The sequence below is a fragment of the Rhizobacter sp. genome (assembly GCA_021153565.1).
Lineage (GTDB): Bacteria > Pseudomonadota > Gammaproteobacteria > Burkholderiales > Burkholderiaceae_C > Albitalea.
The window spans coordinates 1-26064 of the sequence record JAJKJU010000229.1 but is presented as its reverse complement, the minus strand read 5'-3'; the positions used below and the strand labels follow the sequence as shown (position 1 = coordinate 26064).

Annotated in this window: 21 protein-coding genes; 9 read left to right on the top strand and 12 right to left on the bottom strand. The window is 62.7% G+C overall.

Features of this window, described 5'->3' with window-relative positions:
- Positions 1–94 precede the first annotated feature (94 nt).
- The 3 genes from AC30NL_RS14670 to AC30NL_RS14660 form a co-directional block, all read right to left on the bottom strand.
- Positions 95–670, bottom strand: a complete 576-nt coding sequence (locus AC30NL_RS14670) for a hypothetical protein (protein ID WP_489464737.1) — start codon at positions 668–670, stop codon at positions 95–97.
- Between the two features lie 590 nt (positions 671–1260).
- Positions 1261–3279 (bottom strand): ParB/RepB/Spo0J family partition protein, encoded by a 2019-nt coding sequence (locus AC30NL_RS14665; protein WP_489464736.1) that lies wholly within the window; start codon positions 3277–3279, stop codon positions 1261–1263.
- A gap of 343 nt (positions 3280–3622) precedes the next feature.
- Entirely contained in the window at positions 3623–4048 is a 426-nt protein-coding gene (locus tag AC30NL_RS14660; protein ID WP_489464735.1) for a hypothetical protein, read from the bottom strand.
- Between the two features lie 286 nt (positions 4049–4334).
- On the opposite strand from AC30NL_RS14660, the gene AC30NL_RS14655 reads away from it, so the two are divergent.
- The 3 genes from AC30NL_RS14655 to AC30NL_RS14645 all read left to right on the top strand — a co-directional run bounded on the left by AC30NL_RS14655 (position 4335) and on the right by AC30NL_RS14645 (position 6252).
- The gene (locus AC30NL_RS14655; protein WP_489464734.1) at positions 4335–4910 is read left to right on the top strand and encodes a hypothetical protein; all 576 of its coding nucleotides are present in this window, start codon (positions 4335–4337) and stop codon (positions 4908–4910) included.
- A complete protein-coding gene (locus tag AC30NL_RS14650) occupies positions 4907–5890 on the top strand; it encodes a relaxase/mobilization nuclease domain-containing protein (RefSeq protein ID WP_489464733.1) in 984 nt (327 codons plus the stop codon). The genes AC30NL_RS14655 and AC30NL_RS14650 overlap by 4 nt, the downstream gene beginning before the upstream one ends.
- 83 nt (positions 5891–5973) lie before the next feature.
- Positions 5974–6252 carry a hypothetical protein gene (locus AC30NL_RS14645; protein WP_489464732.1) on the top strand — a complete coding sequence of 93 codons (279 nt, stop codon included), beginning with the start codon at positions 5974–5976 and terminating at the stop codon, positions 6250–6252.
- Positions 6253–6802: 550 nt separating this feature from the next.
- Here the strand turns inward: AC30NL_RS14645 and AC30NL_RS14640 are convergent.
- Together AC30NL_RS14640 and AC30NL_RS14635 are read right to left on the bottom strand one after the other, a co-directional pair.
- On the bottom strand, positions 6803–7912 hold the full coding sequence (locus AC30NL_RS14640) for a hypothetical protein (protein ID WP_489464731.1): 1110 nt from the start codon (positions 7910–7912) through the stop codon (positions 6803–6805).
- A gap of 700 nt (positions 7913–8612) precedes the next feature.
- A complete protein-coding gene (locus AC30NL_RS14635) occupies positions 8613–9338 on the bottom strand; it encodes a hypothetical protein (protein WP_489464730.1) in 726 nt (241 codons plus the stop codon).
- 800 nt (positions 9339–10138) lie between these two features.
- On the opposite strand from AC30NL_RS14635, the gene AC30NL_RS14630 reads away from it, so the two are divergent.
- A complete protein-coding gene (locus tag AC30NL_RS14630) occupies positions 10139–11401 on the top strand; it encodes a metallophosphoesterase family protein (RefSeq protein ID WP_489464729.1) in 1263 nt (420 codons plus the stop codon).
- Positions 11398–14922, top strand: coding sequence for an AAA family ATPase (locus AC30NL_RS14625; RefSeq protein ID WP_489464728.1), 3525 nt, complete (start codon positions 11398–11400; stop codon positions 14920–14922). Before AC30NL_RS14630 ends, AC30NL_RS14625 begins: the two co-directional genes overlap by 4 nt.
- A gap of 76 nt (positions 14923–14998) precedes the next feature.
- Here AC30NL_RS14625 and AC30NL_RS14620 read toward each other — a convergent pair whose 3' ends face one another.
- From AC30NL_RS14620 to AC30NL_RS14605, 4 genes are all read right to left on the bottom strand, one after another.
- The gene (locus AC30NL_RS14620; RefSeq protein ID WP_489464727.1) at positions 14999–19570 is read right to left on the bottom strand and encodes an AAA domain-containing protein; all 4572 of its coding nucleotides are present in this window, start codon (positions 19568–19570) and stop codon (positions 14999–15001) included.
- Positions 19567–19764 carry a hypothetical protein gene (locus tag AC30NL_RS14615; protein ID WP_489464726.1) on the bottom strand — a complete coding sequence of 66 codons (198 nt, stop codon included), beginning with the start codon at positions 19762–19764 and terminating at the stop codon, positions 19567–19569. The genes AC30NL_RS14620 and AC30NL_RS14615 overlap by 4 nt, the downstream gene beginning before the upstream one ends.
- Positions 19765–20800: 1036 nt before the next feature.
- Positions 20801–21640 carry a class D beta-lactamase gene (gene blaOXA, locus AC30NL_RS14610; protein WP_489464738.1) on the bottom strand — a complete coding sequence of 280 codons (840 nt, stop codon included), beginning with the start codon at positions 21638–21640 and terminating at the stop codon, positions 20801–20803.
- A 212-nt stretch (positions 21641–21852) separates the two neighbouring features.
- On the bottom strand, positions 21853–22164 hold the full coding sequence (locus tag AC30NL_RS14605; protein ID WP_489464725.1) for a hypothetical protein: 312 nt from the start codon (positions 22162–22164) through the stop codon (positions 21853–21855).
- 364 nt (positions 22165–22528) lie between these two features.
- Here AC30NL_RS14605 and AC30NL_RS14600 point away from each other — a divergent pair, with 364 nt between their 5' ends.
- The 3 genes from AC30NL_RS14600 to AC30NL_RS14590 are packed head-to-tail and all read left to right on the top strand — an operon-like array spanning position 22529 to position 23753.
- Positions 22529–22861: a hypothetical protein gene (locus AC30NL_RS14600; protein ID WP_489464724.1), complete on the top strand. Its 333-nt coding sequence runs from the start codon at positions 22529–22531 to the stop codon at positions 22859–22861.
- A 36-nt stretch (positions 22862–22897) separates the two neighbouring features.
- Positions 22898–23311 carry a calcium-binding protein gene (locus AC30NL_RS14595; protein ID WP_489464723.1) on the top strand — a complete coding sequence of 138 codons (414 nt, stop codon included), beginning with the start codon at positions 22898–22900 and terminating at the stop codon, positions 23309–23311.
- Positions 23217–23753 carry a calcium-binding protein gene (locus AC30NL_RS14590; protein WP_489464722.1) on the top strand — a complete coding sequence of 179 codons (537 nt, stop codon included), beginning with the start codon at positions 23217–23219 and terminating at the stop codon, positions 23751–23753. The genes AC30NL_RS14595 and AC30NL_RS14590 overlap by 95 nt, the downstream gene beginning before the upstream one ends.
- Positions 23754–24402: 649 nt before the next feature.
- Here the strand turns inward: AC30NL_RS14590 and AC30NL_RS14585 are convergent.
- From AC30NL_RS14585 to AC30NL_RS14575, 3 genes are all read right to left on the bottom strand, one after another.
- Positions 24403–24612, bottom strand: coding sequence for a hypothetical protein (locus AC30NL_RS14585; RefSeq protein WP_489464721.1), 210 nt, complete (start codon positions 24610–24612; stop codon positions 24403–24405).
- A gap of 90 nt (positions 24613–24702) precedes the next feature.
- Complete coding sequence (locus tag AC30NL_RS14580; RefSeq protein ID WP_489464720.1) at positions 24703–24900, bottom strand: hypothetical protein; 198 nt, start codon at positions 24898–24900, stop codon at positions 24703–24705.
- 5 nt (positions 24901–24905) lie between these two features.
- Positions 24906–25658: a hypothetical protein gene (locus AC30NL_RS14575; protein WP_489464719.1), complete on the bottom strand. Its 753-nt coding sequence runs from the start codon at positions 25656–25658 to the stop codon at positions 24906–24908.
- An 84-nt stretch (positions 25659–25742) separates the two neighbouring features.
- Here AC30NL_RS14575 and AC30NL_RS14570 point away from each other — a divergent pair.
- Positions 25743–26064: hypothetical protein (locus AC30NL_RS14570; RefSeq protein WP_489464718.1), on the top strand; the 322-nt coding region annotated here is incomplete at its 3' end.

Below are 26064 nucleotides of genomic sequence, written 5' to 3'. Positions count from 1 at the left end.
TCGTTCGGCATCACCAGGGCCAAGGCCGCGGGCAACATCACCAAACTCAAAACCGCGTCCTCGCCGTCAAATAACAGCGGATCTCGACCGGCGCTCACAGCTTCACGAGGTGGACCAGCGCAATTTCGACATTAGCCTTGCGCTCGACGTCCACGCCTTGGAACGCGTCGGCGATGAACTCGACGCTGCCATGCTCTTCGATGAGCTTGACCAGGCGGGCTCGCTCCGCGCTGAACGGGTTGCGTACCGTCTCGGCGTTGATGATGGCCGTGACCTCGCCTTCCCACAGCATGTCCCAGCCCTTGAGGACCGCACGGGCCCCCTGCGAGAACGGCGGATTCATGACGACGTGGCTGTAAACCTCGCCGCCCTCGAACGCGAAGAAGTCGAGGCCGACGACCGTCAGGCCCTTGTCGCGCAGGATGGGGTGCTTGCCGCCGTCGATCTCGATGCAGTCCATCTTGATTTCGCGGTGCCGATTCCATTTTGCATGGGGCGCCGCATCGCACAGGGCACCGGTGCCCGAGAAGGCGTCGAGGACGCGGTCGAACGAGCGATCTTTGAACCGCTCCCACACACGCGCCGCCAGAGCGGGCGGTGTGACGAAGAACTGCAGGCGATCCCGAGAGGGCGCCGGGCCGGACGTGTAGTAGTCCTGCGAACCTTGCATGTGAATTTCTCCAAACTTGGATCCGGGAAACCGCCCGGAGCGGTGGTCAGCGGTGACTCGCTGAGCATGTCTATATGGGATGTCTTTGCGTGTCGGTGGTAAAGCGTTGGTTGTAGTGTTGTGACGATGAAGCAGGGGCGCGAAACGAGCCAGCCAGCAGCAGCGAGCAGCTTCTTCGCTGGGGGTGAGCGGCCTACGACTCCCGTCCTCTGACGAGGCACATGCGGCCGCGTGTCGCCCAACATATCCCGAGGACGAACAGGATCGAAATCACGGAGTGCGGGCCGCCTTCAAGCCCAAGAGCCGAGCCCGCTTGCAGCAGCGCGGCGCCAGTCCAAGCCGCCAACAGCCAGCGCTGTGCGCTGCTGTTCAGGCCGCATTTCGCCGTTCGCCAGAGCCAATAGAGGCATGCAGCGCAAGCGAGTGCTGCCGCCAGTTTCCAGTAGTCCATTCAAGTTATCTCCGTATCAATGCTCCGACCCAATCTCGATGGTGGGCTGCGTTGCACATGCTCGATGAGCGCCGAATGGTAGGGCTGCTCCTGTGGGTGGGGCCGGCGGCGTGAGGGAGCCGGCCCCTGCTTCAATTGCTCACGCGCTTGCGTTGTCGGCCCTCGCGGCCGTCGCGCGGAGCAAGGAGGGGAGCCAGCGACGCCCCGCCATCAGCGCCTGCGCTTGCGCCACCAACTCACCCTTCTGGAGCTTTGCGAGAGGCGCTGCGGCCTGCTTCGACACCGCTTCGGTCACTGCGTCAAGCGCCTGTGCCTTGGACACGCTCGCCAAGTAGTTGGACGCCATCGGTTCCCACCAGTCAGCCATGTCCAAGCCTGCCGCAAGCGCCATATCGGCAGCTTCATCAGACAGGGGCATGGCTTCTCTCGCGTGATCGCCGACCGTGTTGATCGTCGCTGCCGTGCACACGGCGATCAGTTGCAGCAGTTCGTCTTGCGGCAAGGCAAGCAACCATGAGAACAGGTTCTCTTGCGGCAGGCGTTCGTGCCATGCGGTCACCAGCGAGTCCATTTCACGGAACGCCCGGCTGTCGCACAGGGTGTCGTCGACGCCCGCCAAGCGATCACGCACGGAGTGCGCCGAGATTCGCAAGGTGTGGGTGTCGTGGCCCGTGTGCAGCACCTTGGAAACAAGCGAGTGAGCAAGGGACACGAGCGCCAAGGGGACATTGCGCGCCACCATGACCTGCAGGGCCGCCGTGCGTTGAGCGCCAAGCCGCAGCTTGAGGGCGCGCGACACGTCTTCGCTCATAGACGGCGCGGTGTCGTCACCCTCGGCCCCTGTGCCGCCGCTTGCCTTGCGCGCCATGGCCTGTTGCTTGGTCTTCTCGGTCTTCTTGAGTCCCTTTCGGTCTTGCGGCCGGATGAACCCGCGATGCACCGCCGCGTTGCCCGAGTGGTCGATGCTCACGACTGCGCCGGCAATCGGCTTCATGGACGCCTCGACGGAATCCCGACTGCTTTTAATCGCGTCGATGCGTGCATCGAGATCGTCGGACACGCGTTCGAGTGCCTCGACTTCGGCAGGGTCCGATTCGTCGTTCTCGCTCGCCAGTTCCCATTGTCGGCGCGCAGCCGTTGCTTGCTTCTGCAACCCGTCGAGCTGCTTCGCCTCATCGTTCGTCAAGCGACGCTTGCGAACGTCGCAACGGCCATAGCGCGATTGCTCCTGATAGTCGAACTCCACCTTGGTTTCGACCCACGCCCAGCCCTCGGCGCGTACCGTGACAGCGATGGCATCGAGCTTTTCAGCGGCCAAGCGCTGAAGCAGCTCGCCATCCTTGACGTAGCCGTCATTCGACTGCGCGCTGAACAGATCGCGGACCACGTGACCCCCCGCCGCTTCGTAGGCTTCTGCCCCGACGAATCGGGCGATGCGGTGATTGCTCAGGTGCACCTGTCCCTCGGTAAGGACCCGGCGCAGTTGCTGCGCACCGCGCATGTACGTGTAGCCCTCGCCAGCCTTCCAGGCCGACTCCTGCCGCTTGTGGTCGTCCACCAGGCACAGTGCCATCAGTTGATCGATGGTCATGCCGCCCTTGCGGAACACATCGAACATCTTGGGCGAGGCGTTCGCCAGCTTCAAACGGCGCTCGACGGTCAAGGGCGAGACGGCGAAGAATTCGGCGACGTGTTCGACACTGCCGCACTGGTCGAACAGCTCCCTGAAGGCCTCGAACTCGTCGGCAGGGTGCAGCGGCGTGCGGCAAATGTTTTCCGTGGCGCTCAAGGCCGTGGCCTCGGGCGCGGCCACCACCAGCCCAGGCACCATGAAGTCGTCGGTGTACCAGCCTGCCCCCTCGGAGATGCCGCCATCGCGCAGATAGCAGCAGCCCAGGCGGCGAGTTTCCCCACCTGCCACACCGTATTTGCCGGTCCAGAGGCCGTCGCGCATGTCGGCGACCAAGAGCAGGTTCTGCATCACGCCGCCGTGCGCGTGGATCGATGCCGCCATGGCGCGAATGTCCTCTGCGTCGCGCTTGGTCTTGCGCACGTTGTGCGCGGTCCATACGAGATCGCCAAGGCGGAACTCGCCACGAGTCCCCGGGGCGGCAGGCTCATTCGCATGCGTCGCTTGATTGTGTGCTGACACTTTCATAGATCAATCTCCAAAGTAGGAGCCAGGAAACCGCCCGGCACGGTGATCTATATTATTAGATCAGGTACTGATTATATATTAGTAATGACGTTTTTAGTCAACTGTTTCGGTGGTATTAACCTGAATTTACATATAAATCATCCATTGCCCTGAGTATCAGCCAGCTAGATATTCATGGCTTATTCTATTTATCGTGAGGCGACGCGGCATATGCATATGTTTCCCAGGCGCAGCAACTCCGTCACGTTGCAGGCGCACTGCGCGCAAATGCTGCGATGGCTCCTCGTTGGATGCGGGGGGAGGGGGTGGGGAGGGGGGGCGCTGCGGCGGCGCCCCTGGGGGGTCACGGGGAGCGTTTGTCGCGTGCTGCCGCCCGTCCCTGCTTGACGAGCGCCGCCATGTCGGGTGGCTTGCGAAGCACCTCGTCGATGCGTCGAGGGTCGTGAGACCCATATTCGAACTGTCCCGAGGGTGGGTCAGGCGGCTTTGTCGCGGCAACGGCGGCAGTTGAGGGCGTTGCGCCCTCGGCGCCCCCGTCGACTCCGGTCGAGTCGGGTGCCGGCGCATGCTGCACGCGCGCCATGCCGCGGTGAAGGTATGACGCCACGTTCGACGGGCTGGTGGTCACGCCATTGCGGGCCAGGAAGTCGCAAACCTGAGCGAGGGTGTAGCCCTGTTCGCGCAGCTTGAGCATGTCGGCCAAGTGCGGCGTCAGCTTGGAGCGGCGCTTGGCCGGTGTGACTGTGCCCATGAATTCGTCCAGTTTCATTCGCCCCGTCCGTGTAAGACGCACGCAGCGGACCTGCGGCGCGGAATTCGCATTGCAACGCAATAAAAGCAGTCTGCTAACGCGCTCAGGCTCATTATGACCGTCTTGCAACGCGCAAGAAGCGTCGCTGCACTGCTTTGCAACGCCTGAAAACGCGTTGGAGCGCCCATCCAACCCGTGCCGGCTCAAAACGAACGCGCGCCAACGCACTTCCGCACGAATAGACCCCCGACGAAGAGAAGAGTACAGGATAGGCTACGCCGTGTGAATGTCATACACTTCGAGCATGCCGCGCGACAAAGAACCCACCAAATCACGCTCGATCGCCAGCGTCGATCTCGGTGACCTGAAGCCGCAGGCGCTCGCGGCGAGCGCGGCTGCGGGGCTGACGCTATCGACCTGGTTGCGACAGGTGGTGGTGCGCGAACTCGGGGATGCGAGCGCGCAGCCAGCCCAGAAAGCACCAGCCAAGCCGCTGCCCGAGCCCAGCGGCGCCCAGGTCTGGCTAGATGAGGTGAACGCCGCCAAGCTCGATGAATTGACCGAACGCGGCGCCTTCCGCACGCGAGCGGCGGCCTTGCGGGCGGTGCTCGATGGCATCAATCTGAGCGCCGACGACGGCGGGCACTCAGTGGCCGATGCGGTGAACGCGCTGGGTATTTCGAATCACCACCTCGTCACGATCGGGCGAAAAATCGACAGGATTTGCAAGTCGGTCGATGCCGAACCGGGAAAAACGAATATCTCCGAGCGACTTTCACTTGAGGAATCGGTGCAACTGATCGCCAACCACGTCGAGCTGGCTGCCCGAGTGATCAGCGAAGTGCGACCCAAGCTCAAATCCAAGCGGGAGAAACAATGACCCAGCAACAGAAGATTGCCGACGCCATGCTTCAGGAATGGGGCACGCGGCTCTTTTATGGAATGCCCAAGAAGGCCAAGCAAGCCCCAGGTGGCGCGGCGGCAGCCGGCGCGATCGGCTCCTCATCGCTAATGAGCGCGTCCGCCGTGCGCAAGCAGCTGCGCGCCGCGGTGCGTCCTCACGCCAAACAGGTGATGGTGAAGATCACCGGCGGCGGAGCCGGCATGAAAGCGGTGACCGCGCATCTGCGTTACATCAGTCGCCAAGGCAAGCCCGAGGTGGGCGGCCGGGGCCAGACACTTGATGTCGAAGACGAGACCGGCGACAAGATCGTGGGCGCCAAGGCGATCGCTGCTCTCGCCGACGACTGGCGAGTTGCCGGAAGCTACATCCCCGACGAAAGCCATCGACGCGAGGTGTTCAACATCATGCTGTCGATGCCAGCGGGAACGCCGCCGGAGCACGTGCGCGACTCCGCCCGCGCATTTGCGAAAGAGAACTTCGAGGGTCACAAGTACGCGTTCGTGCTGCACGAAGACACGAACTCGCCGCACGTGCACCTGGCCGTGCGTGCGGAACGAATGGACGGCGTCAGGCTGAATCCGCGTAAAGCGGATCTGCGGCGCTGGCGCGAGCAATTCGCCGCCCACCTTCAAGATCGTGGTGTCAACGCCGTGGCCACGCACGCGTGGACCCGAGGTGGCCAGCGAGCGACTCAACAGATCTGGCGGCTTGCGGCAGAGCCGGGCAAGGTCCGCAAGCCCAGACCTGTGATGCGCAGCAAGGCTTCTCTGGAGCTGGGACGGCGCAATGCGTTGGAGGCGTGGCAAGGGGTTGCGCAAGCCCTGGCTGCGTCGGTGGACCCAGCAGACCGGGAGTTGGCCAAGGACGTGGTGTGCTACGTCGGCACGCAGTTCGGCGCACCTGAAATGCAGAAGGACCTGTCGCGCAAACGTGGCGACATCGAGCCGACGAGATAGGTCTCGAAGGTGTGATCTGACGATGATTTTCAACCCGACGCGACTTCCGCGCGAGCCGTTCAATTCAAGTCTGGAGCAAACACTTGGACGAACCTTCCCATGCTGATGCTCTCAGCGAAATGCTGCGCGAGTGGGGCACGCGGCTTTTCTACGGGACGCCGAAGAAGGCCGAGGAGCAAAGTGGCCAACCGCTCGCGAGCGCGGGCGGCCCGCCTCTCAGCGCCAGCGAAGTACGCGAACAGATTCGCCGGGCAGTGAGCCCGGGTGCCATGCAAGTGGTCGTCAAGATCACGGGCGGCGGAACCGGCATGAAGGCGATCGCCACCCAGATGCGCGACATCAGCCGGCTGGGCAAACCATAGGTCGGCGGCCGCAGACAGACGCTCGAACTCGAAGACGAGAACGGCAGGAAGATTTCCGGAGTGCAGGATTCGCCTGCGTGGCCTGAATGACCGGAAGGGAGCCGAGACTGTGAGTTCGGACGCCGATCACGAGCGACGGCAAACGACCCGTTGCAGTCGTTCGTGGCGTCCAGCTCAGCGACAGCAGTGCAGCGTATCCGGACGGTGGTGGCCACACGCTGAACTCACGGTCTCGGCTGCATACCGGTCGCTCCGGCGCCGACGAGATCGCGACACCAGCGGCCGGTAGCAAGGTACTACTGACGTTCGCGATGTCCAGTGCGGTCCCGTGTCAGCTTCAGGTAGCCGAGCAACCGGCTCCCGACGGCGACCGAACTCGAAGGCCAAGCGAATGTCTGCTGGTCTTTGGCTGGTGCGGTCGCTGCCGACCCGAAGCGGAACTTGCAGCCACTGGCTTGCGAGCCGGAAAGCAGACCTCGGCTCTCCACGTCCCTCGCTTCGCTACGGGACCCCGTCGCCATGGCTGCCCGGTTGACCGTCGCACCAGATATCACGAATCAAGAAAGAGATTCGTCCAATACGTTGAGCTATGAATTCCCAGTTCCTCTTGTGGCATGGCGATCGCCTTCAGTATCGCGAGGCGGATGATGTGTTCAACAGCGTCTGAAAACGCCCCAGGAGTCCCCGGTCTGTCGTCTGGCAGGAAGATCTTCTTCGGGTTCGGATGCCCGCCATGGACGATTGCACTCCTCGCGTCATACGCTCGTTGCATTACATCAAGCATGTCATGCCGGCCATAGATCGGATGATCGACGAACTTTGCGGCACGAAGTGCAAATCGGAACCGCAGCTCACCGCGCCCACTGGACTCCGTATCACCCACGAAGATAGATTCGCCCGCGATAACGAGGTCGACAATCCTGTCATCCAGATCGGCTCGCTCAAACGACTGCGAGAATCGCCGAAGGCTGAATGCAAAACCATCATCCGCTTTGCGGTTGAGAAGTTCCCATACTCTGAGAACCTCCGGAATATCTGCCTCACCAAGGTTGCACGTACCGGCATGTTGTCTTGGCTGGCCAGGGCTGTAGTTGGTTCCCCCATCTAGCCAGAAAGAGTCAACCCATTTGGCGTAGCCGTTGCAGCGGATCGTTGTGTGCCTGAGAAGGCGCAGTGCAACCAACACGTCCTCGGCCCAGAGCTCCTCCCGCTGGAGCGGCCGGTTTCCAAATTTGCCGCGGTCACCCTCAACTGGAAATGCACTTGCGCCGGTGCCATCGCCACGAACTACCTTCGGGACGTATCCGGTGATGCGGATGCCGGCTGTCCCGTTGAACTCACCCTCTATGGGGTGATGCGGAAATACCGAATGAAGTACACCCACACGATTGCAGCGTTCGATTTCAGCCTGGCTAAGGTAGTCGAGTTCAATGCCTTCGCAAATGCGAATGGGCGGCGCTGAGAGAGTCAAGCCGTGAATCGGGAAGATTGCAATCGAACGCAATGTCTGCGACTCAAGGAACATCACAATGTCCTGCCAGCGATCGCGAAACGTCGCCTCTGAATACTCAAGTTGCCCGTCTGCGTCCAGCATCGAGAAGATCAGTTCCTTGAGAAGGTCATCGGCTTCAAGGCGTCGGGTAGCGAAGGATGTTCCCACTAGGTGGTCCAGATGCTGAGCAATGACCTTGTCATTCCGCAACTGAGCAGTACAGGGGACGTATGTCCCTAGTTCGCGTTGCTGATCGACCATTGTTATTAGGTCGTAGCGCGTTGACCCTGGTACCCGCAATGGCGAGTCTGCCGGTGCAAGTTTTCCGCGCAAGAAGCCCACCGTCTCGGAAACGTGGGACCGAACGGCGCTCTCAGTTGCATCCGTCACGCGAGTCGCAGCCGTGCGTGGCTGTGACTCATCGACCGCAATCTTCTTCAAGTGCATTGCCGCTCCCTCACTACTGTGAACTGCAGCGCGATCCAACTGGCACAGAGAATCTGCTCAGTGAGCGCAGTCTAGCCGCGACGCTTGCCCCGCTAGAGATCGGCTGAGGCAGGTGGTGGCTGCCGCGCCAATTGGTTGGCGCCGGTTTGACGGGACAAGCCGCAAGGGGCCGCTGGTGAGGGTTCGCTCCCTCGAAGCAGCCTCTCGTGAACGACGGTACATGGCCGTCAGCGTGAATTCCCGATCGTTGCTGAAAGCTGCCCTTGGCCGGCCGGGCCGTCGCGTCGAAAGACAGCTACCTGGCGCGGACGCGAACTCACACTGACGGCCATGAGCTGCCCTTCGCGATTGAGGCCCGAGTGACCGCTTGGGACGGGAGCGGTCATCCGCCCAAGATCCGCGGAACCGGACGACGAGGCGATCATTCGTGTGTTTTGTCTTCTTCAGACACCTGGCCGCCGCACGCCTTCCAATTGAAGCGCGTGGTCTTCACCATCTGCTCTCCCCAGTCCGCATCGCTCGGTGCGAATGCGCGTGCGGTCACCCTTTCATCCTCCACGAACGTGCGCCTTAGCGGGCTCAGCACGCCAACGCAGGCGGCGTCATCATGGAGGTGATGGTAAGCGACGGCAAGATCGTTGCGCACCTCGGCATCCGACTGCCAATAGAGAAAACGGCCGCATCGGTTCAGAAGGGTGCCCAACACCTCTACCGCCTCTCGATACTTACGTTCCCTGTACAGACCCGCAAAGCGAGATCGGTCTTGATTCACCGGTTGCGCGCGACACACCGACACCTCAGCGAAATAGTCTCCGGAGAAACCTGCACGCATTCCGCAATGGTTTCTGCACGCCTCTTCGGTTCTTGCGTCCGGAGAGACGGACACCCGATCCAGGCTTCGCTCGAACAAGATCGAGCAGCCTTCGGACGTCGTCGCCTTCATGCCTTTCAGGACCGCCTCGACATCACACGAATGCCCATTGGTCCCGATGGACTGAATGCGAAACCGCCCATCTTTGTGGACGATCAGAGTCCCCCAGCCACCTTCCGTCACGTAGGTACCCGGAGAAATCGACTGCGCGGCTGCCGTCGCTGCCGCGAAGGTCAGCACGACCGTGATGACGGACCTGCATGTTGGGAAAGGCATGTTTTGCTCACGGGCTGCGCAACATGGTGGCGTCAGCCCTTGCTATGTGGTGGTTCGAAGTGAAGCGAGACCATCCGGTCGGGTCCGCTAGCGGAACATACCACTGCTGCGGAGCGGACCAATCCCGACGCTGGCTGTTCGGTCACGGTGCACCGCAGCTAGATCGCACTAATTCGAATGACCGCTTACGCTGCTGCATTGCCGTCATCGTCGGCGGTAGGGTGGAGGACAGCAACGGGTCGGCAGCGCGAGTTCGCGACTTTCGTATGCAGCCGTTCAGCGGCCATCGTCACCCGCTCGCCGGTGACACTCAAAGATGCCCGCTGGGGTGAAACGATGAGTTGCTCGACGAGGTCGACGAACGTCAAGTTCCGAGGCGGACCGGTCGGTCGCCGAGAAAACCGCCAAGGTCATCTTTCGGCAGCAGGCGTCAGTCGGCAGGCCAGAGTCGAACGGCAGCAGACAGTCTTGAGCCGTCGGTCGCGGGACTTCGGCGAAGGACCGTTGATAGCCGTCCAGCGAAGGCCGAGGGTTAAATTCGAGCGTCAGGTCGCCGACACGTTGCTGACATCCGAACTGCTATGACGGCATAGTCATGGCAGACCGGTTGTCCACATTCGTCGATCGTGCGTTCGTAGTCGACCCATTCCCGGTCGGATGATCCCTGCACATGAGGTGCCTGAAAGCAGACGTCGGGCCGATGGCTCCACGGGTGCCCGTATGCTTGCGGCTGTCCACGACGGACAGGACTTCAGGGTCCGAACGAATGGCGCAAACAATTCGCAACGGGAGGTGCGACGATGGGATTCCGATTCATTCATGCGGCGGACATCCACCTAGACAGCCCGCTGCGCGGCTTGTCCGCCTACGAGAGCGCGCCGGCCGACAGGCTGCGCAGCGCCTCCCGCGAGGCGTTCAAGGAACTCGTGACGCGTGCCATCGAGGATGACGTTTCGTTCCTCGTGCTCGCTGGCGATCTGTACGACGGCGACTGGCGCGACTACAACACAGGCCTGTTCTTCGTCGCGCAGATGGCGCGCTTGGCCAAGGCCGGAATTCGCGCCTTCCTCCTGCACGGAAACCATGACGCAGAGAGCGAGATGACGAAGAAGCTCGTACTGCCGGACAACGTTACGGTGTTTCCGTCACGCTCGCCGCATGTGTTCCGGATTGACGACCTGCAGGTGGCCCTCCACGGCCAAAGCTTCGCCCACCGGGTTGTGGAGGACAACTTGGCGGCCGCCTACGGGGCTCGGGTCAACGGCCACTACAACATCGGCGTGCTGCATACCGCCATGGAGGGCTACGTGGCGCACCCGAACTATGCACCGTGCAAGGTCGCAGAGCTCCATGCGAAGGGCTACGACTACTGGGCGCTCGGGCACGTGCACGAGTTCCAGCGTTGGGACGGTGCATCGACCATCGTGTTCCCCGGCAATCTGCAGGGGCGCCATGTCCGCGAAACCGGGCGCAAGGGCGCCGTCTCCGTAACGGTCGATGACGACGGCCACACGGTGGTCGACCGGCTCTTCCTGGACGTGCTGCGCTGGGAGGTATTGACCGTCGACGCGGACGGCTGCGCGACCGTTGATGATGTCTCGCGTCGGGTAGGCCAAGGCCTCTCGCGACTGATCGGCGCCGACGATACGCCGCGCGCGGTGCGTGTTGTGCTGCAGGGCAAGACCCGGCTGCACGGCGCACTGATGGGCAATGCCGCTGCGACCCGGGCTCAAGTCCTGGCACAGGCGGTGGCCGTGGATGCAGATCGGCTTTGGATCGAGAAGGTGAAGATTGCCACCTCGCCCGAGTTCACGATCGATGGCGCCGACGAAACCCGAGAGGCCCTCGCCGACCTGCAATCGATCCTGTTCGAGGCCGGTGAGGACGCCGACTTCCTGCGGGAACTACTCGGCGAGATCCAGCCGTTCCTCAACAAGGTCTCTGGCGACGTCAGGGACGACGCGCCATTGCTGGCCCTGGCAAGAGAGGGGCGCCTCGGCGACCTTGTGAAGCAGGTGGCGCCCGCTTTGCTCGCGCAGCTGAGCGCGCCGGGGGCGCCATGAGGCTCTGCGAACTTGGACTCCTCGCTTACGGTCGGTTCACCGACCATCACCTGCGATTTCCGCAGTCATCCCATGACTTCCACGTCATCGTTGGGCCCAACGAGGCGGGGAAGTCCACGGTACGCCGGGCCATCACCGAATTGCTGTTCGGAATGGAACTCCGGTCGCCCCTGGGCTTCAAGCATGCGCAAGCCGACCTGCGCGTGTCTGGCGTGCTCGAGACGGCGGCGGGCCCGCGCGACTTCGTGCGAACGAAGCAGCAAAAATCACTACGTTCCATGGCAGGTGACCCGCTGCCCGACAGCTATCTCGATGTCGGACTGGGTGCGCTGACGAGAGAGGTCTTCGAGCAGATGCACTGCCTGGACCATGCGCGGCTTTTGCATGGCGGGCAGAGCATCGTCGACCCCCGCAACTCGGTCAGCCAGATTCTGTTCCAGGCAGCCTCCGGTCTGGATGACTTCGCCGCGGTGCGCGACGCGCTCGGCGAGCGCGCTGCGAACATTTTCACGAGCCGTGGGCGCAACAACCGGTACTCGGGCGCCTCCGAACGGTTCACGAGCGCGCAGAAGGTGCTCAAGGACGTTCAGGTTCGAACCCGCGAATGGGTGGACGCGCGCGATGCGCTGAAGTCGGCCCAGGAAAACCTGGAGACCGTACGTCGTGAACATCGCGCGCTCGAACTGGAACGATCTGCATGGGAGCGATCGCGCCGCCTGGCACCGATCGTCACGCGCCTCGATCGTCTTCAGTCGGACATTGACGTGCTCGGCGACACGCGAGACTTTCCCGCAGGCGCCAGGAAGACGCTGGCGACGGGTATCGCCGACATGGAGAAGGCCATCAGCCTCGTCAAGACGCGTGAGCGCGACGTGAGCGATCGTCAGGAACAACTCGATGCAGTCGAGGTTGACGCTGACGCGCTGGCCCATGCGAGCGGAATTGACCGCCTGAGCCGACTGTGCGCCCTATACGAGAGCCATGCTGCAGACATCGTGCTCCGCCGTTCGGAGGCCAGTCACTGGCTTGCGGCGGCGATCGAGCGTGGTGTCGAGTTCGGGTGTGGCGATGCAGAAGACATGTTGCGCTCGCGGCTTCCGCAAGAGAGGATTCTGCGGGCGATTGACTCGCTGCTCAAGGAGAGAGGTGCCTTGCTCGCCGACAAGCGAGCCGCCGAGGATGGCGAGCGGGACCGCATTGCAGCCCTCGACGAATTGCGCAAGGAGTTGGAAGAGCTTCCTGAGCGCGATGCCGATCCGCGCCTGGTCGAAGCATTGGAGCAGGCGCTACCCTACAAGGCCAGCGAGGCCCGGCAAGACGGGCTGCGCGGCGCGGTCGCTACGGCGCTGGCCGAGGCGCAGCGCAACATGGTGGCATTGGGCCGACCAGCCTTTACTGAGGACGACCTACGGACGATGCAGGTGCCATCGCCGGAGCGAGTGTCCGCTATGCGATCGGAGCGCCAGGGCATCGCGCAAGCGCGCGACGTGGCTCGTCAGCTGATGGAGCAACACGCCGAAAGCGCGTCGCAGCTCGAACTCAGGATCAACCAATTCGCAAGATCCCACAAGATCGTCACGTCAACGGATGTTCACGGGGCGCGCCAAGAGCGCGACGAAGCATGGGGCGCGATCAAGTCCGGCGTTCACACGTTGGCTGTCGGTGCACCGCGGCTCGACGCCACGCTTCGGCTGGCCGATCAACTGGTCGACGCTCACACGCTTTCGGAGGCCGATGGTGCCAGCCTTCAGTCGATGAGAGACCAACTGGAGGTGGCACTCAGCGACGAAGGTCGCGAGCGGCGCGTGCTCGAAGAGCGCGAGGGGGAACTCTCCCGCGTCAATGCGCAATGGGAAGCTCAGGCGAGCGCCCTGGGGCTTGCCGGTCTCTTGTTGGACGACCTTTCCCAGTGGCTTGCGAAGCGAGACAAGGCGCTGCTGGCGGCAGACACCTTGGAGCAGAAGCGTCAAGAGCTTGCCCACGAGTGCGAGTGCGCCGCGAAGGCGCAGCAAACGGTGAGCGAGGCGCTGACGAAGGCGGGGTTTGAGACGCCGGTCGCTTCCGGTCTCGCCGCCATGTGTGCAGCGATCGAAGAACATCTTCAGAAGGTCGACAGGACGCGCACCAGACGCGAGACAGTGGTGCAGCAGATCCGAGCGGCGGACACCGCGCTGAAGACCGCTGCGATGATGAGAGAGGCTAAGGGCAAGGCCGTCGACGACTGGGGCTCGAGGTGGAACGAGCTCCTCGTGAAGGCACATCTCGGCAACCAGGTCGACGACGTTTCGGAAGCCGAGGCGGCCATTGAAGCGGCGGCGTTCATTCGGCAGAGCCTCGGCCGGATCGATGCCCACCGGGCTGAGCGTATCCAGCCCATGGAGGCGGATCTGCAGGCGCTTCAACAAGTCGCCGAAGGGCTCGTCGATGCATTGGTGCCGGACCAACAGGGAGCGAACCCCGAGGCCCTGTCACGCACCCTGGGGGCGCGGTTGGAACAGGCCAAGCGTCAATCGCTAAGGAAGGATCAGGCCCAGGAATCGCTCGATGGCGCCGAGCGCCAGCTCTCCGAGGCCAGGACGGCGCTGGATCAGGCAAAGGCGCGACTGCAGCCGCTGATGCGCTGCGCAGAGGTCGAGGATCCCCTGGATGCTGTGCCACTCGTCGACCGTGCGGAGAAGAAGAGCGAGCTTCTCGCTGAGCTGAAAGGTGTGCGAGCCGAACTGGAAGCATCGGCCGACGGCATGACGCTGGAGCAGGCGCGTGCCGGACTCGCCGACCATCCGGTCGCTCATGCTGAGGAACGCATGCTGACCATCCGGGATCGGCTGGAGCATCTCGCCCAATCGATGGTGGTCCTGGCGCAGGACGAACTCAAGGCGAAGCAGGGGTTCGACCCGATCGATGGTGGCGCCAAGGCCGCGGTCGCTGAATCGCAGAAGCAGGAGGCACTCTCGGAGATGGCGGAGGCTGCCGAGGAGTACCTCCACCTCGCTACGGCGGGCACGCTGCTGCAGTGGGCCGTCGACCGATACCGGGATCGAAAACAGGGCCCGCTCCTGCAGCGCGCGAGCGCGATCTTCCAGGGTCTCACCAGAGGTTCGTTCGAGAAGCTTCGTGTCGACTACGAGTCGACACCGCCTGCGCTATTGGCGTATCGGCCAGAGAACCAGGCGGTCAAGGTCTCAGGCCTGAGTGATGGCACACGGGACCAGTTGTTCCTCGCGCTACGGATCGCTGCGCTGGAACTCCAGGCGGATCAGGGGACGCCGGTGCCGTTCATCGCGGACGATCTGTTCATCAACTTTGACGATGCCCGCTCGGCGGCGGGCCTGCAGGCTCTGCATGCGCTGGCTGCCAAGACTCAGGTCATCTTCCTGACCCACCAAGAGCATCTGCTCCCGGTCGTGCGGTCACTGTTCCCTGAGGCGAGCAGCGAAATCCTCACGGCGGATGCGTCCGGATCGGCTCTGCATGGCGAGGACCATGAGGTCGCGATCCCCGCCGAGTTGCAATTGACATGACGGCCACGGTGACCAGCGCCGGGAGCCGGCCTGTGCTCATCAATAGTTGCACCCTCGAACCTCTGCAGCCTCTGACTTAAGTGGAATCCGAGATTACAGCCTCAAGCGCATCAATGGCGTCATCGTTGACCTTGTCTTTGGACCCCTTGGGCGACCAAGGGCGGTACTCGACCAGGGACGGCGCGCGCTCGATAGCGCCAAGCGGCTCGATGCCCATCGCCGTCAGGCGGTCGAGCAACTCCTGCAGCACGTCGTCCTTGCGCATTGACCAAGTGGATGCGAAGCAGCGCCAGAACGTCCATCCTGCGCGCTCCAAGACGCGTTGGCGGCTCATGTCGGCCGCCCAGCGGTCAGGCCCATGGAACTCGTCGCCGTCGCACTCGATGGCGAGCCGCGCGTCGTCCGTGCCTTCGACGACCATGTCGATTCGGAACGAGCCCGCCTTGACCTGCGGCACGACGCGGTAGCCCCGGCTGAAAAGCGCCGTGTACACGTCCTTTTCGAACCCAGATTCGCACTCATCAATGAGGCTCTTGGCCTCGTCGACGCTGCCATCCATCGGCTTGCTGAAGTGCGACAACAGTCCACGCCGAAGGTCCAGGTGCGAGAGGTCCGTGAGCTGGACCGAACGCACAAGGTACATGCGGTCCCGCGCTCGGCTCGCGGCCACGTTGAAGCGTTGTTCAAACATGTTCCCTGACAGTGCCCGGCAGTTGGTCGGGTCTGCCACCATCGACAAGAACATGATGTCGCGTTCGCTCCCCTGAAACAGCCGCGCGTCACCGCAGTCAAATCGCCGGCGCATCAGCTCCATCGCGTCGACTCGCGAACGAACCAGCGCGTCGATGCGCTTGGCCTGTTCTGGGCCCAGCAAGGAGACGACGCCGATCGTGCGACCGGCGAACTTCGGGTCGGACAGAAGCGCCTCGATTTCCTCGGCAATCGCCAGCGCCTCGCTCTGGTTCTCGTCCTTCACGCCGCGCATGCCGCCCGATACGTGGATGTCGACAAGCGGCGGGTCAATGCGCTCGGAAGCCTTCGGAATACGCAGCGGCTGGATGAAGCCGTCGTAGAAGGTGTTGCTGTACGCGATGATGGGTGGCACGCAGCGGAAGTGCTCGCGTAGCATGACCTTCTGCGCTGCGAACACCGTGGAAGCGATGTCGTACAGAGATTTTTCCGGCGTCAGAACTGCCGAGTACGGCTGGTCGCCGAGGAAGCGGTCCTTCAGCTCCTGAATGCGTACCGAAGAGATGAAACCACCGTCCGGCGAGACCTGCTTGTCATCGCCAACAACCAGAATCTTCTTGCCGCGCAGCACTGCGGGCAGTGCCCACAGGTCCGACTGGCTGGCCTCGTCGACGATGACCAGGTCGAAGCATCCGAGCTGCGCCGGGAGCGTTTCCGACACCTTGGCATGGCTCATGACCCAGCAGGGCACGGCACCTTGGGCATCGTTCATGGCCTTCTGCGCATCCCGCCGATGTCGGGTGGCGTTCGGGCCTGTTCCTTGGCCAATTCGGCGCACTGCTGTTCGGTAGGTCTCGAGGGCGGACAGCACCTTGGGCGAAGCACCCAGCTTCGTCGACAGCCACGCTGCTTTCGACACCAGGTCCTCGTACAGCCGTGCGAGGCCCGCTTCTAGGTCGCGCCGGCGTGCGGCCAACGTGCGCAACTCTTCGCGCGCCTCGATGGTCTCTAGGTGTGCTTTCACGCGGGCCCAGTTCCACGCGTCTCGCCAGCTGACAGGGAACGCTGCATCCTCACCGGACGAGCTCACCGCCTCGCTGCGAACCCTGGCCGCCAACTTCGCACCACCAGCCCGTTCCAGTCGTGCGGCGAGCTCGTTGACGACGCCTACGTCGTGGACGAGTCCTTCAACGCGGCGGACTTCGCTCACCAGTTCGGCGTACCCCGCGACGATGCGCTCGACCTGCACCGTGTTGCTGCCAAGTTCACGCTCAACGAACTTGCGCAGCAGAACGGAAATCGGTCCGGCCGTGCCGGCGAGCTTTTCCTGCAAAGTGGCGAGCTGCGTTGCCGCTTGAGCCAGTTCCGCGCGGGTCAAATGACTGCGCAGGTGTTGCCGGACCTCGTTGAGCTGCGTGGATGTACCGCGGAGTTGTTGGACAGGCGGCTTTGCGAAGACACGTTCCGCAAGTGCCGGCAAATGTGCGTCATGGTCGGTGGCGAGCCGATGCGCCTTGCGCGCATCGACCGACACCAGTTCGATTTGGCGCAACGATGCGACGCCGCCCTTCACCTTGGGTACGGACAACAGCTCAGCGAACTCGTTCCAGCGGACGCTGAAGGAGAGCACCTGCTCGTGAAGGCGGGTGTAACGCTGAACGTGCTTCCAGTCGTCAGCCGACGCCGGCGAAAGCCCTGCCACCTTGATGGCGCCGACCTGCTCCTTCACGTCGCCACCGCCGAAGCTCATCAGTCCGAACGGCTTGCCGGACTGGGCCGCGCGCCCGACGGCTTCTCGCGCCTTCAACGACGCAAGCGCGGGTTCGGGAACTTCGACCGGTCGCTTCAGAAACTCGGCACGCGCTTGGATGAGAGAGTCAATCTCGCCGAACAGGGCCTCCAGCGCCTGCCGTTCGCTGACGAAAGAAGGCTGACCACACTTCTTCCGAAGCTCAGCGGTCCAAGCGTCGCCGGTATCCTCAAGCTCCTTCGCCAACGCCGTTGCGGCCTCGATTTGGGCGAGCATCTTTCGCGCTTCGGCCAGCACCTCGGGCGTTGCCGCCAGCAATGCGAGCAGGCCGCCATTGGCTTCTGCCGCTTCAATGTCGCGCATGCCCACCAAGACTTCGTGCAGGCGCCCTACATCGGAAGCAGGAAGCAGGGCCGCGCTCGACGGAATGCGTGATGACGCATAGGCCAAGTCCTTGCCGAGGCGGCGTCGCGCTTCCCGCAACTGCGCAGCCTCAGCGCCGTTCAGCGGGGGGGCATGGGCGGGGTCGAGCGAGAGTTCGTCCTCAAACCACGCGTGCTTCTCGGCGCCGGCAAGGACCAGTTCGGCCATCTTTTGCGCCCGCATCTCGATGCCATCGACTTCCATGTCCGAGAGCTGCGAATTGGCGATTTCATCGACTCGCCTGTCGATGGTGGAGAGCTCCACGTGCGCGCGCTCGATGGCGCTGTGGTCGATGCGAATCTGCTCGCGCACCACCTCGGGATTCAGCTGCGAAACGTTGTGAATGATGGCTTCGATGGAGGACTGGAACTGGCGCATGCCTTCGCGGTCGCCCGACAGCAGCGCAACCGTCAGCGGCTGCACCTCCTTTGGAATCTTGGACTGCAGCACCTCGAGCGCCTGTTCACCCTTCGCGGTGACGAGCACCTTCCGACCTGTCGCCAAGTAGTGACAGACGATGTTCGCGATGGTGTGGGTCTTGCCGGTTCCTGGTGGCCCTTGCACTGCGACACCGTTCGAGCGTTCGAGCTGCTCGACGATGGTCACTTGCTCGTGGTTGTACGGAAGCGGAAAGAACAGCTCCCGAACTTCTCCGTTGCCGCCGGTTCCGCCCGAGATTCCCGACAGTCCTCGGAAAGTCACTGCCTCGTAGCCCACGGCTTCGTCTGCTGGCGGCGTCACGAGAGCCAGCGGACCCAGCGGGATTTCAACGCCGGCACCGAGACGTCCTTTCAGGCGCTCGATGTCTTCGTGCAGGTAGTTGTTCGACCGCGGCCGCGCGAGGATGACCCACGCATCCGAAATCAGAAGGTCGTCGCCGGGAGAGGGAAATGCCGTTGCGTCTGGCGTGAATCGTCCCTTGTTGTGAAGATTGCCGGCAATGAGCTTGAGCAAGTGTTCGTAGCTTCCCGGGTCGAACGGGTTCACGGGCCTGTCGGCGCTCCGTGTCAGCGCGTCTCGGGCCGCCTTCTCGACGTCAGCCGTGCTCGGAAGGACACACGCGGCGAAAGCATCGAACTCGAACTGAGGGTCCACGGCGCGCGGTCGCAGTTCGATTGCCAGCGTTTTCTCGTCCAGCGCGAGTTCGACGGCCTGGGTGAGCAGCGGATACTGGAAGTCGACCATCGAAGTGCTGGTGCGCTCTTCGTAGCTCAGCTTCCATGCAGCCACGCCAATGCCCCACACCAACTCGTGAGGCTTGGCTGTCTCTTCTGATTCCAGCTGGTGCTTGATGGCGAACAGGTCGCCGTACAGGCTGATGGTTTTGCGACGGGGTTTCTCGCCTTCAGCCCAAGCGGTCCAGAGCGGGACGTAGTCGGCGATCAAGCGCTGCACGGTTGCGCGGAACTGAGCCTCGAAAGCCTGCCTCTCAGTCGCGCTCTCAGGCGCTGGCTTCGACTGCAGCGCCTGCGTCAGCCGTTGTTTGAGGACCGCTTCGTCAATGCGAGGTGCCGGTCCGTTTGGGTCGTCGCTGACGACAATGACGTCCTTCCACCGGTCATCGGACAGGACGGGTGGTGACTGCGCCTCAAGCCGCGCAATCCGCAGCCAGGTGTGGTCGCCTTCGACCTTGATGTCGAAATCGACGCCAGGCAGTCCCTGCAGGTCAGACTTGCCTTTGATGAAGCCCTTGTGGGTCGACAGCTTGAAGCCGCGGGGGTCGATGTCCTTGTCTTGCTCCAGCACGTAGTCGAGCAGCTGGCTCAGTAGTTGACGGGCGCTCATCGCGTCCCCTCCTTTGTTGTCTTCCTGGTCGCTGGCTCCATCGGCAGAACCCCGAGCTGGCGACAGTGGTCGAACAGCAACTTCTCCAACAGGTTGGTGAGGCTGCGCTGCTCGCGAGCAGCGGCGACCTCGAGCAATTGCTTGAACTCCGGAGTGACTCTGAAGCTGATCGATACCGTCTTTTCCGCTCGCATCTGATTTCACGTAGCTGTATAGAGGACCACCATACATGCCGTTGTCTGATGCCACAAGCCCGCAATTGAAATACTGAGCGCACGAAACGTGCTTCGACGACCGATGGTCACCTGTTGCCAAAACGAATCTGGGGGAAGGTCGCACACGGCCCCGAATTGCGAATTCGTTTCGGTCGGCGTCTGCTGAGAAGCATCGGCGGACGATGCCATTCTCATCACACCGCAGTTCCTGATCCAGGCCGACATCGACGCACACCATCTGTCAAACGCCACCTTGCGTTGGGGGCCGAATGACTGGAAGCTGGGATACGACGCATGTGGTCCGGCGCCCATTAGCTCCTTCGATGTGCTCGACGCTATCCTGACGCGTCTGGCGGATCGACACTTGTTCATCGGGCTGCGCGCGGTAGTGATCGCGGGGCACTCCTCAGGCGGCCAACTGGTGCAGCGCTACGCCGCGGTCGGGCACGGACAGGGGCCGTTGCTGCGGCAGGGAGTGCACCTGCGCTATGTGGTCGCCAACCCGTCTTCCTACCTCTATTTCACGTCCGACCGACCGATCGATGTAAACCGGCGCACCGATGGAACGACGATACCTTGCCCAAAGGCGAACCGCTGGGAGTACGGGCTCGACGGCGGCCCGCCTTCCTACGTCTCCCAACCGGTCGATCCGCAGGCACTCGAGCGCGACTCCTTGCGCGCGATGTCGTCTATTTGCTCGGGACATCCGACAACGATCCAGCGCACTATCAACTCGACTGCTCATGTGCGGCCGAGGCCCAGGGAGCCACCCGTTTCGACAGGGGAACTCGCTACTTTTCCTACCTGTCGTCGCGCCCACACGGTGAATGGACGCAACGGCTTTTGGAGGTGCCCGGTATCGGACATCACAGCCCCCAGATGCTCTCCTCGGTCTGTGGCCGTGCTGCCTTGTTCGACCAGGAGGGCTGCACGCCGGGACCGACGCCGAGGCCTGCGGCTGACCGGTAGGGCCGCTGCTACGCCGGCTCTTGCAGATACCGAGCCGCCATCATCCTCAGTGGGCGTCCCGCGGTGCTCCCATCTCCTCGTCCCCGCGCACCGGAGTACTCAGCCAAGCCGGTAACTCCTTGAGGAACGCGTCGCGCGCACGGAGGCCCGCTCCGCCGTCTTGCTGCTCGTCGTCCTGAATCAGCCGGGCGAACACGCGCGTTCGGCCCGCTTTCGTGGCCCAGCCGACGAACCAGCCCCATCCGTGTACAACATCGTCGTGGCCGAGCGCGGTCGTCGGAAATCCGGTACCCGTCTTGCCATGAACGATCCAACCGTCCTGCCGCCGCACGACCTCTGTGATCTCACTTGTACGCGCGAAGGCGGAGGTGGCAACCGGCAGTCGACCGTTCACCAACTTTTCCAGAAATGTCACCTGCTCGCGCGGCGAGATGCGCAGCGACGAGTCGATCCAGGCATGCATGAGACCGTCGGGATGCAGCGGATCACCGGCCATGTCGCGATTGCCATAGTCAAAGAGGTCGACGTATTGCTGCACGCGGATCGCGCCGAGCGCGCGCGTGACTCGCTGTGAATACCAGACCACGGAGTAATGAAACCAGTGCGCCGGATCCGTAGGCTGCAGCCAGTTCTCGCCACCCCAGTCTGGCTCGCCCGCCTGATGCTCGAAGACGGGCGCATGCGCGTCTTCCAGTACCCCGGCATCGAAACCCATCAGGCTAATCGCGATCTTGAAGGTGGAGGCGGGCGTCACCCGCGTGGTGCAATCGCCGGTTCGCACAATCTCCCTGTGCGACTCTGCGTCTGTAACGAGAGTGCAGACGACGTGTGCGTGTGCGGAGAGAGAAACGCTGTGCAGAAGGACGGCGAGGCAGGCGGCGGCCAGCGATCTGTTTGAACACGAATGCAAGTGAAACTCCAAAGAGATGGCAGCATATCGTTACTCACCGTGCCAGTTGCCTGAGTACCCCGTAATCGCCGCGGAGGGCTGCTGGCCAGAGCTGACGGGCCGCTCCCGGGCGATGATGGGCAGCGCAAGTTGGCCGGCCACCACGCCTGCGAAGAGCATGGCCGCGCCTGTTGACTGGGAGACTGCCGTCAAAGTAGCAGCGTTTGAAATCGATGGCGGACTGCTTCGAGGGCCTGCCTTCCCACAGCCCAGATGTTGTTGCCGCTCAGGTCGAGCGAGGTGATCGAGGTGTTGGCCGACAGAGCCGGGGTGCCCTCAAGAAACGGAAATTTCTGCACGTTAAGCCGCGGCGACGTGATGCGCCGCTTCTTCCTGCAGGCTGCGACGGTGCTTGAGAAGCGCAACCCCCTGGTCGCGGAAAAGCTGCGCCGTGCGAGTCCACACTTGGTGCGGCAAGACAAATGCTCGAACTGCTCGAGCGTCAAACTCGTCGTATCCATTGCCATTGCTGGGTTCTCTGCACTTCGACAGTCCAAACGGTCGGATTCTGGACGCCTCGAGTATCGGTCGGCAAAACCCAGCATCGGCGCGCCTTGCAGACGAATTCGCTCGTTCAGGAAACCCGCAACGAGTTGAGAGCAACCAGGCTCTGTGTCACCCCTGGCTGCAAGGCAGCGCCGGGTAGTGCCCCGCCTTCGCATTCGCGTACATAACTTCGCAACGAGACCCCCTCGGCCCGGGTGGGCGAGAGCAAACTGAATCTGTCGCCACCAATACACCTATTGAAACGACGAAGACATGCCTTTAGTCGCAAGTCCAATCAGCGTGGTCGAAATCAATCATCAAGCAACTTTGGAGCACGAAATGAGCAAACTGATCAAGCGTCTTATCGTTATTTCCGCCGCCTTCGTTCCCGCCTTCGCTGCCATGCAGGTTCAAGCCGCTACGCACCACAAGGCAACTGTGAGATTCGTTACCGGCAATGGTGCGAATCACATGGTTTGCGGGTACGTTTTTTTTAAGGGAGGGTACAAAGTCATTGCATTGCCGGCCCACGCTCCTGTGAAAGAGGTGTATAGCTTCACGAATTGGGTTGGCACGCCGTTTACCACCAGGTTCTCCGATGATTGCTATGCGAAGGCGACTCCGTACAAGAACTACCTCATCCAGGGCAATAGAACCCTGACTGGGTTCTAGTAGGTTCCCGGCGGCTCCTCTCGTGATCGCGCTGCCATGGCCCTTAGGCCATGCCGCGGCGATGGCCAGGACACGATCGTTGAGAGCGGTCCGAACTACTACGGCGACACGCTGAACTTCGGCGCCGACATCGCGGCCTCTGACGTGAGCGCAGTACGCTCAGGCTCAGACCTGATCTTCAAGCTGGCCAACAGCAGCGATCAGATCACGGTGAAGAACTGGTTCAACAACAGCTCGGGCTACAACCAGATCGAGCAGGTGAAGTTTGCCGACGGCACGACGTGGAGCAGCGCTCAGGTCAACGCACAGGCGCTGGAGGTCTTCGGCACCGATGCGAACGACGTGCTCCACCGGCGTGAGTGCCTTTGCCGACGTGCTGCGCGGCGGTGCCGGCAACGACACGCTGAACGCGGTGGGCGGTGGCGACACGCTCGACGGCGGTGCGGGTAACGACACCCTCAACGCCGACTACCATGGCGGTGGATCCACCTTCATCGGCGGTGCCGGTAACGACGTGAGCAACGGCTCATACTACGGCGACACCTACGTGTTCAACCGCGGCGATGGCCAGGACTCGATCGTCGAGAGCGGTCCGAACTACTACGGCGACACGCTGAGTCTTGGTTCTGAGGTCTCGTCGGATCAGTTGTGGTCCAGACATGTAGGCAACGACCTTCAACTCAACCTGATTGGAACTTCAGACACCATCACAATTGCCGACTGGTACTCCGGCACATACCACCACGTAGAGCAGTTCAAAACAGCGGGTGATGGCAAGGTGTTGCTCGACAGTGACGTGATAGCTTGGTCGACGCGATGGCAGCCTTTGCGCCGCCGGGAGCCGGCCAAACGACGTTGCCTTCAGACTATCAGCAGACACTTCTGCCCGTGATTACTTCAGCGTGGCACGGTGGCTGAACCAGTGGCTGAACCGTAGATTCAGGACAGCGAGCGGCTCCGCCCGTCCGCTGTCCTGAAGCCAACACTGCGATGGAGAAGGCACACGAATCAGCGGGGATGGCGGCTTTGCGGCGACCAATCGAGTCAAGCGAATGTCGCCTATGGGGCGGCAGCGCCAGTTCGTGATCATTGGATGCAGCCGGTCGCCGCCCCGAAATTGTCGCGATCGTCGGTCGCCAGCGCGAACGACCGCTGTCACCGTCACGCACTTTCTTGGCCTCGTCGCCGGAGGTCAGGTTCCAAGGTGGACCGGTCGTTCACTGAAAAAGCTGCCACCGGCTGCAATGGGTCGATACCGCGAGCTCGCGACTTTCGGATGCAGTCGTTCACACGCGCTCTCGGCACGCTCCTCGGTTGTGAGCGCCGAACGAACACTGTCGCCGAACTCGGTTCTCCCAGACGGAGTCGGCGAAGGTCAAGTTGTGGGTGGACCGGTCGTTCGCCGAGAACGGCCGCGTAGGTCAGCTTTGCGCAGCCGGCGTCATTCAGCTGCCCGAGGTTGAACGTCTGCAAACAGGTCTGCCGCGGACATCGACCGTCCCAGCGCACCGCGGCCAATGACGAGTTCGCGCTGGCCGAGCCTACTGCCGCCGTACCGGCGTCTCGACATAGCTGTCCGGCCGGTGCTTGCGGATCAGCAGGTTCGTCACGTCCCACTGCGCGCCGGCGTCCAGCGGCGTCAGGTAGTGCACCTCGCCGCCGCTTTGCACGGCAATGGGCACGCCGTTCTCGAACAGCAGGCGGCTGCCGGGCAGCCGCGGCACTTTTTCGCCGGGGGTGAGGGCGAACACAGCCTGCAGACCGATCAGCTGTCCTTAAGTTGTTGACGCGTAAGATGTTCTCGGCCCGCGGTCGCAAAGCGCCGGTCTGCAGAGATCAGGTCATCTGACCTTCTGGTGCAACCGCTCTCGCGCGGAGGGTGCGACCGCGTCGGACGCGAACCACTCGGTGGTGGTCGCAAGCAATAACTGCTCGGCGCTGGGGAGCATCAGCGACAGCGCAACCAGCAGCCGGGTGCGCAGCGCGTGGCCGTCGTTCCACCAGACGGCGTGGGCGTTGTTTGAACAGAGCGTTGCCATGGCCTTCACAAGACGCCCTCGACTGTGCGAGACATCGACCGCAACGCGCTCCACGGCAACAGGCGCCACAGTGGCCACAACCAGGCCAGCGGAATCACACCGCGCAGCAGAACGCCGTAGTTCAAAGACGAGGGGTGTGGAAAATAGTCTGATTTGAGGGCCACGAGATGGCGAAATCCCATGCGGTGGTAATAGCGCAATTGCGGGTCGCGCGGTAGGCCGCGTTTGCGCTGCAGAACATAGTGTTGAACCGTGAGTTGCGGGTCGCTCAGCATGGCCTGCTTCAAGCCAGGAATGGGTGAGCCGAGATAGATGTCGCGCCAGCCTTGCTTCAGCGCGTGGGGCCAGAAAAACTGGATCATCCCCCAGGCACCTCGCGGGTCCACGCTGGTCAGGCTGATGCCAAGCAGGCTGCGGGTGCTCTCGAATGTGGCCGAGCCCAGATCGGCCACATCGGCCCATTGCCGCATACGGCCCAGATCGTCGCGGTGAATGGGCCGCATGAACAGCGACGACACGGCCTCGCCGGTGTGGCTACAAAAGCTGCCCACGCACAAACCGGGGTAGGTGAGGATACGCTGCCGCAGTGATGGCTCATCGGCTGCTTGCTCAGGGCTCCATTGGCGGGCTTCCAGGCGCAGCAGCGACGGGATGTCTTGCAGGGCGAGAAAGCGCGCCTGAAAGGGCTGCGTCGGAGCGGGCCTGCGGGTTTGGGGGTCTGCCGATGATGAGCCATCGACCAGCAGGGAAACACTCATTGGGAATGCCGTTGCGTGGTGAAACCAAGCCGGAGATGCTCTCAGGCATGTGTGACGCGCTCGTGACCTTTCTCAAAGCCCCCAGTGGAGGGCGTCAAGCAGCGTGGCCGGTCGGACTTCCTGACTGTTGGCGCCGATCGGAAAGTGAGCCACGCCGCCGACGTTCTCGTGAGCCACCGGAAGGTACGGCTCCGCCAACAATGGAGCCGTCTCTGGGAGCGTCGGGGCGGCTCACTGCAACATCGGCACTCCGCCCGCACATGGCTCAATCCGGCGTCGGCATCAACACCAAACCCACGTAAAGCGCTGTACGACTTCATCGCCACCGAGGTACAGCTGCGCGAGCACGAAGATGTGCGGCGCATCCGCCCCATGCGGGTGGCGCTGCAGAATCAGCGCGACAGCT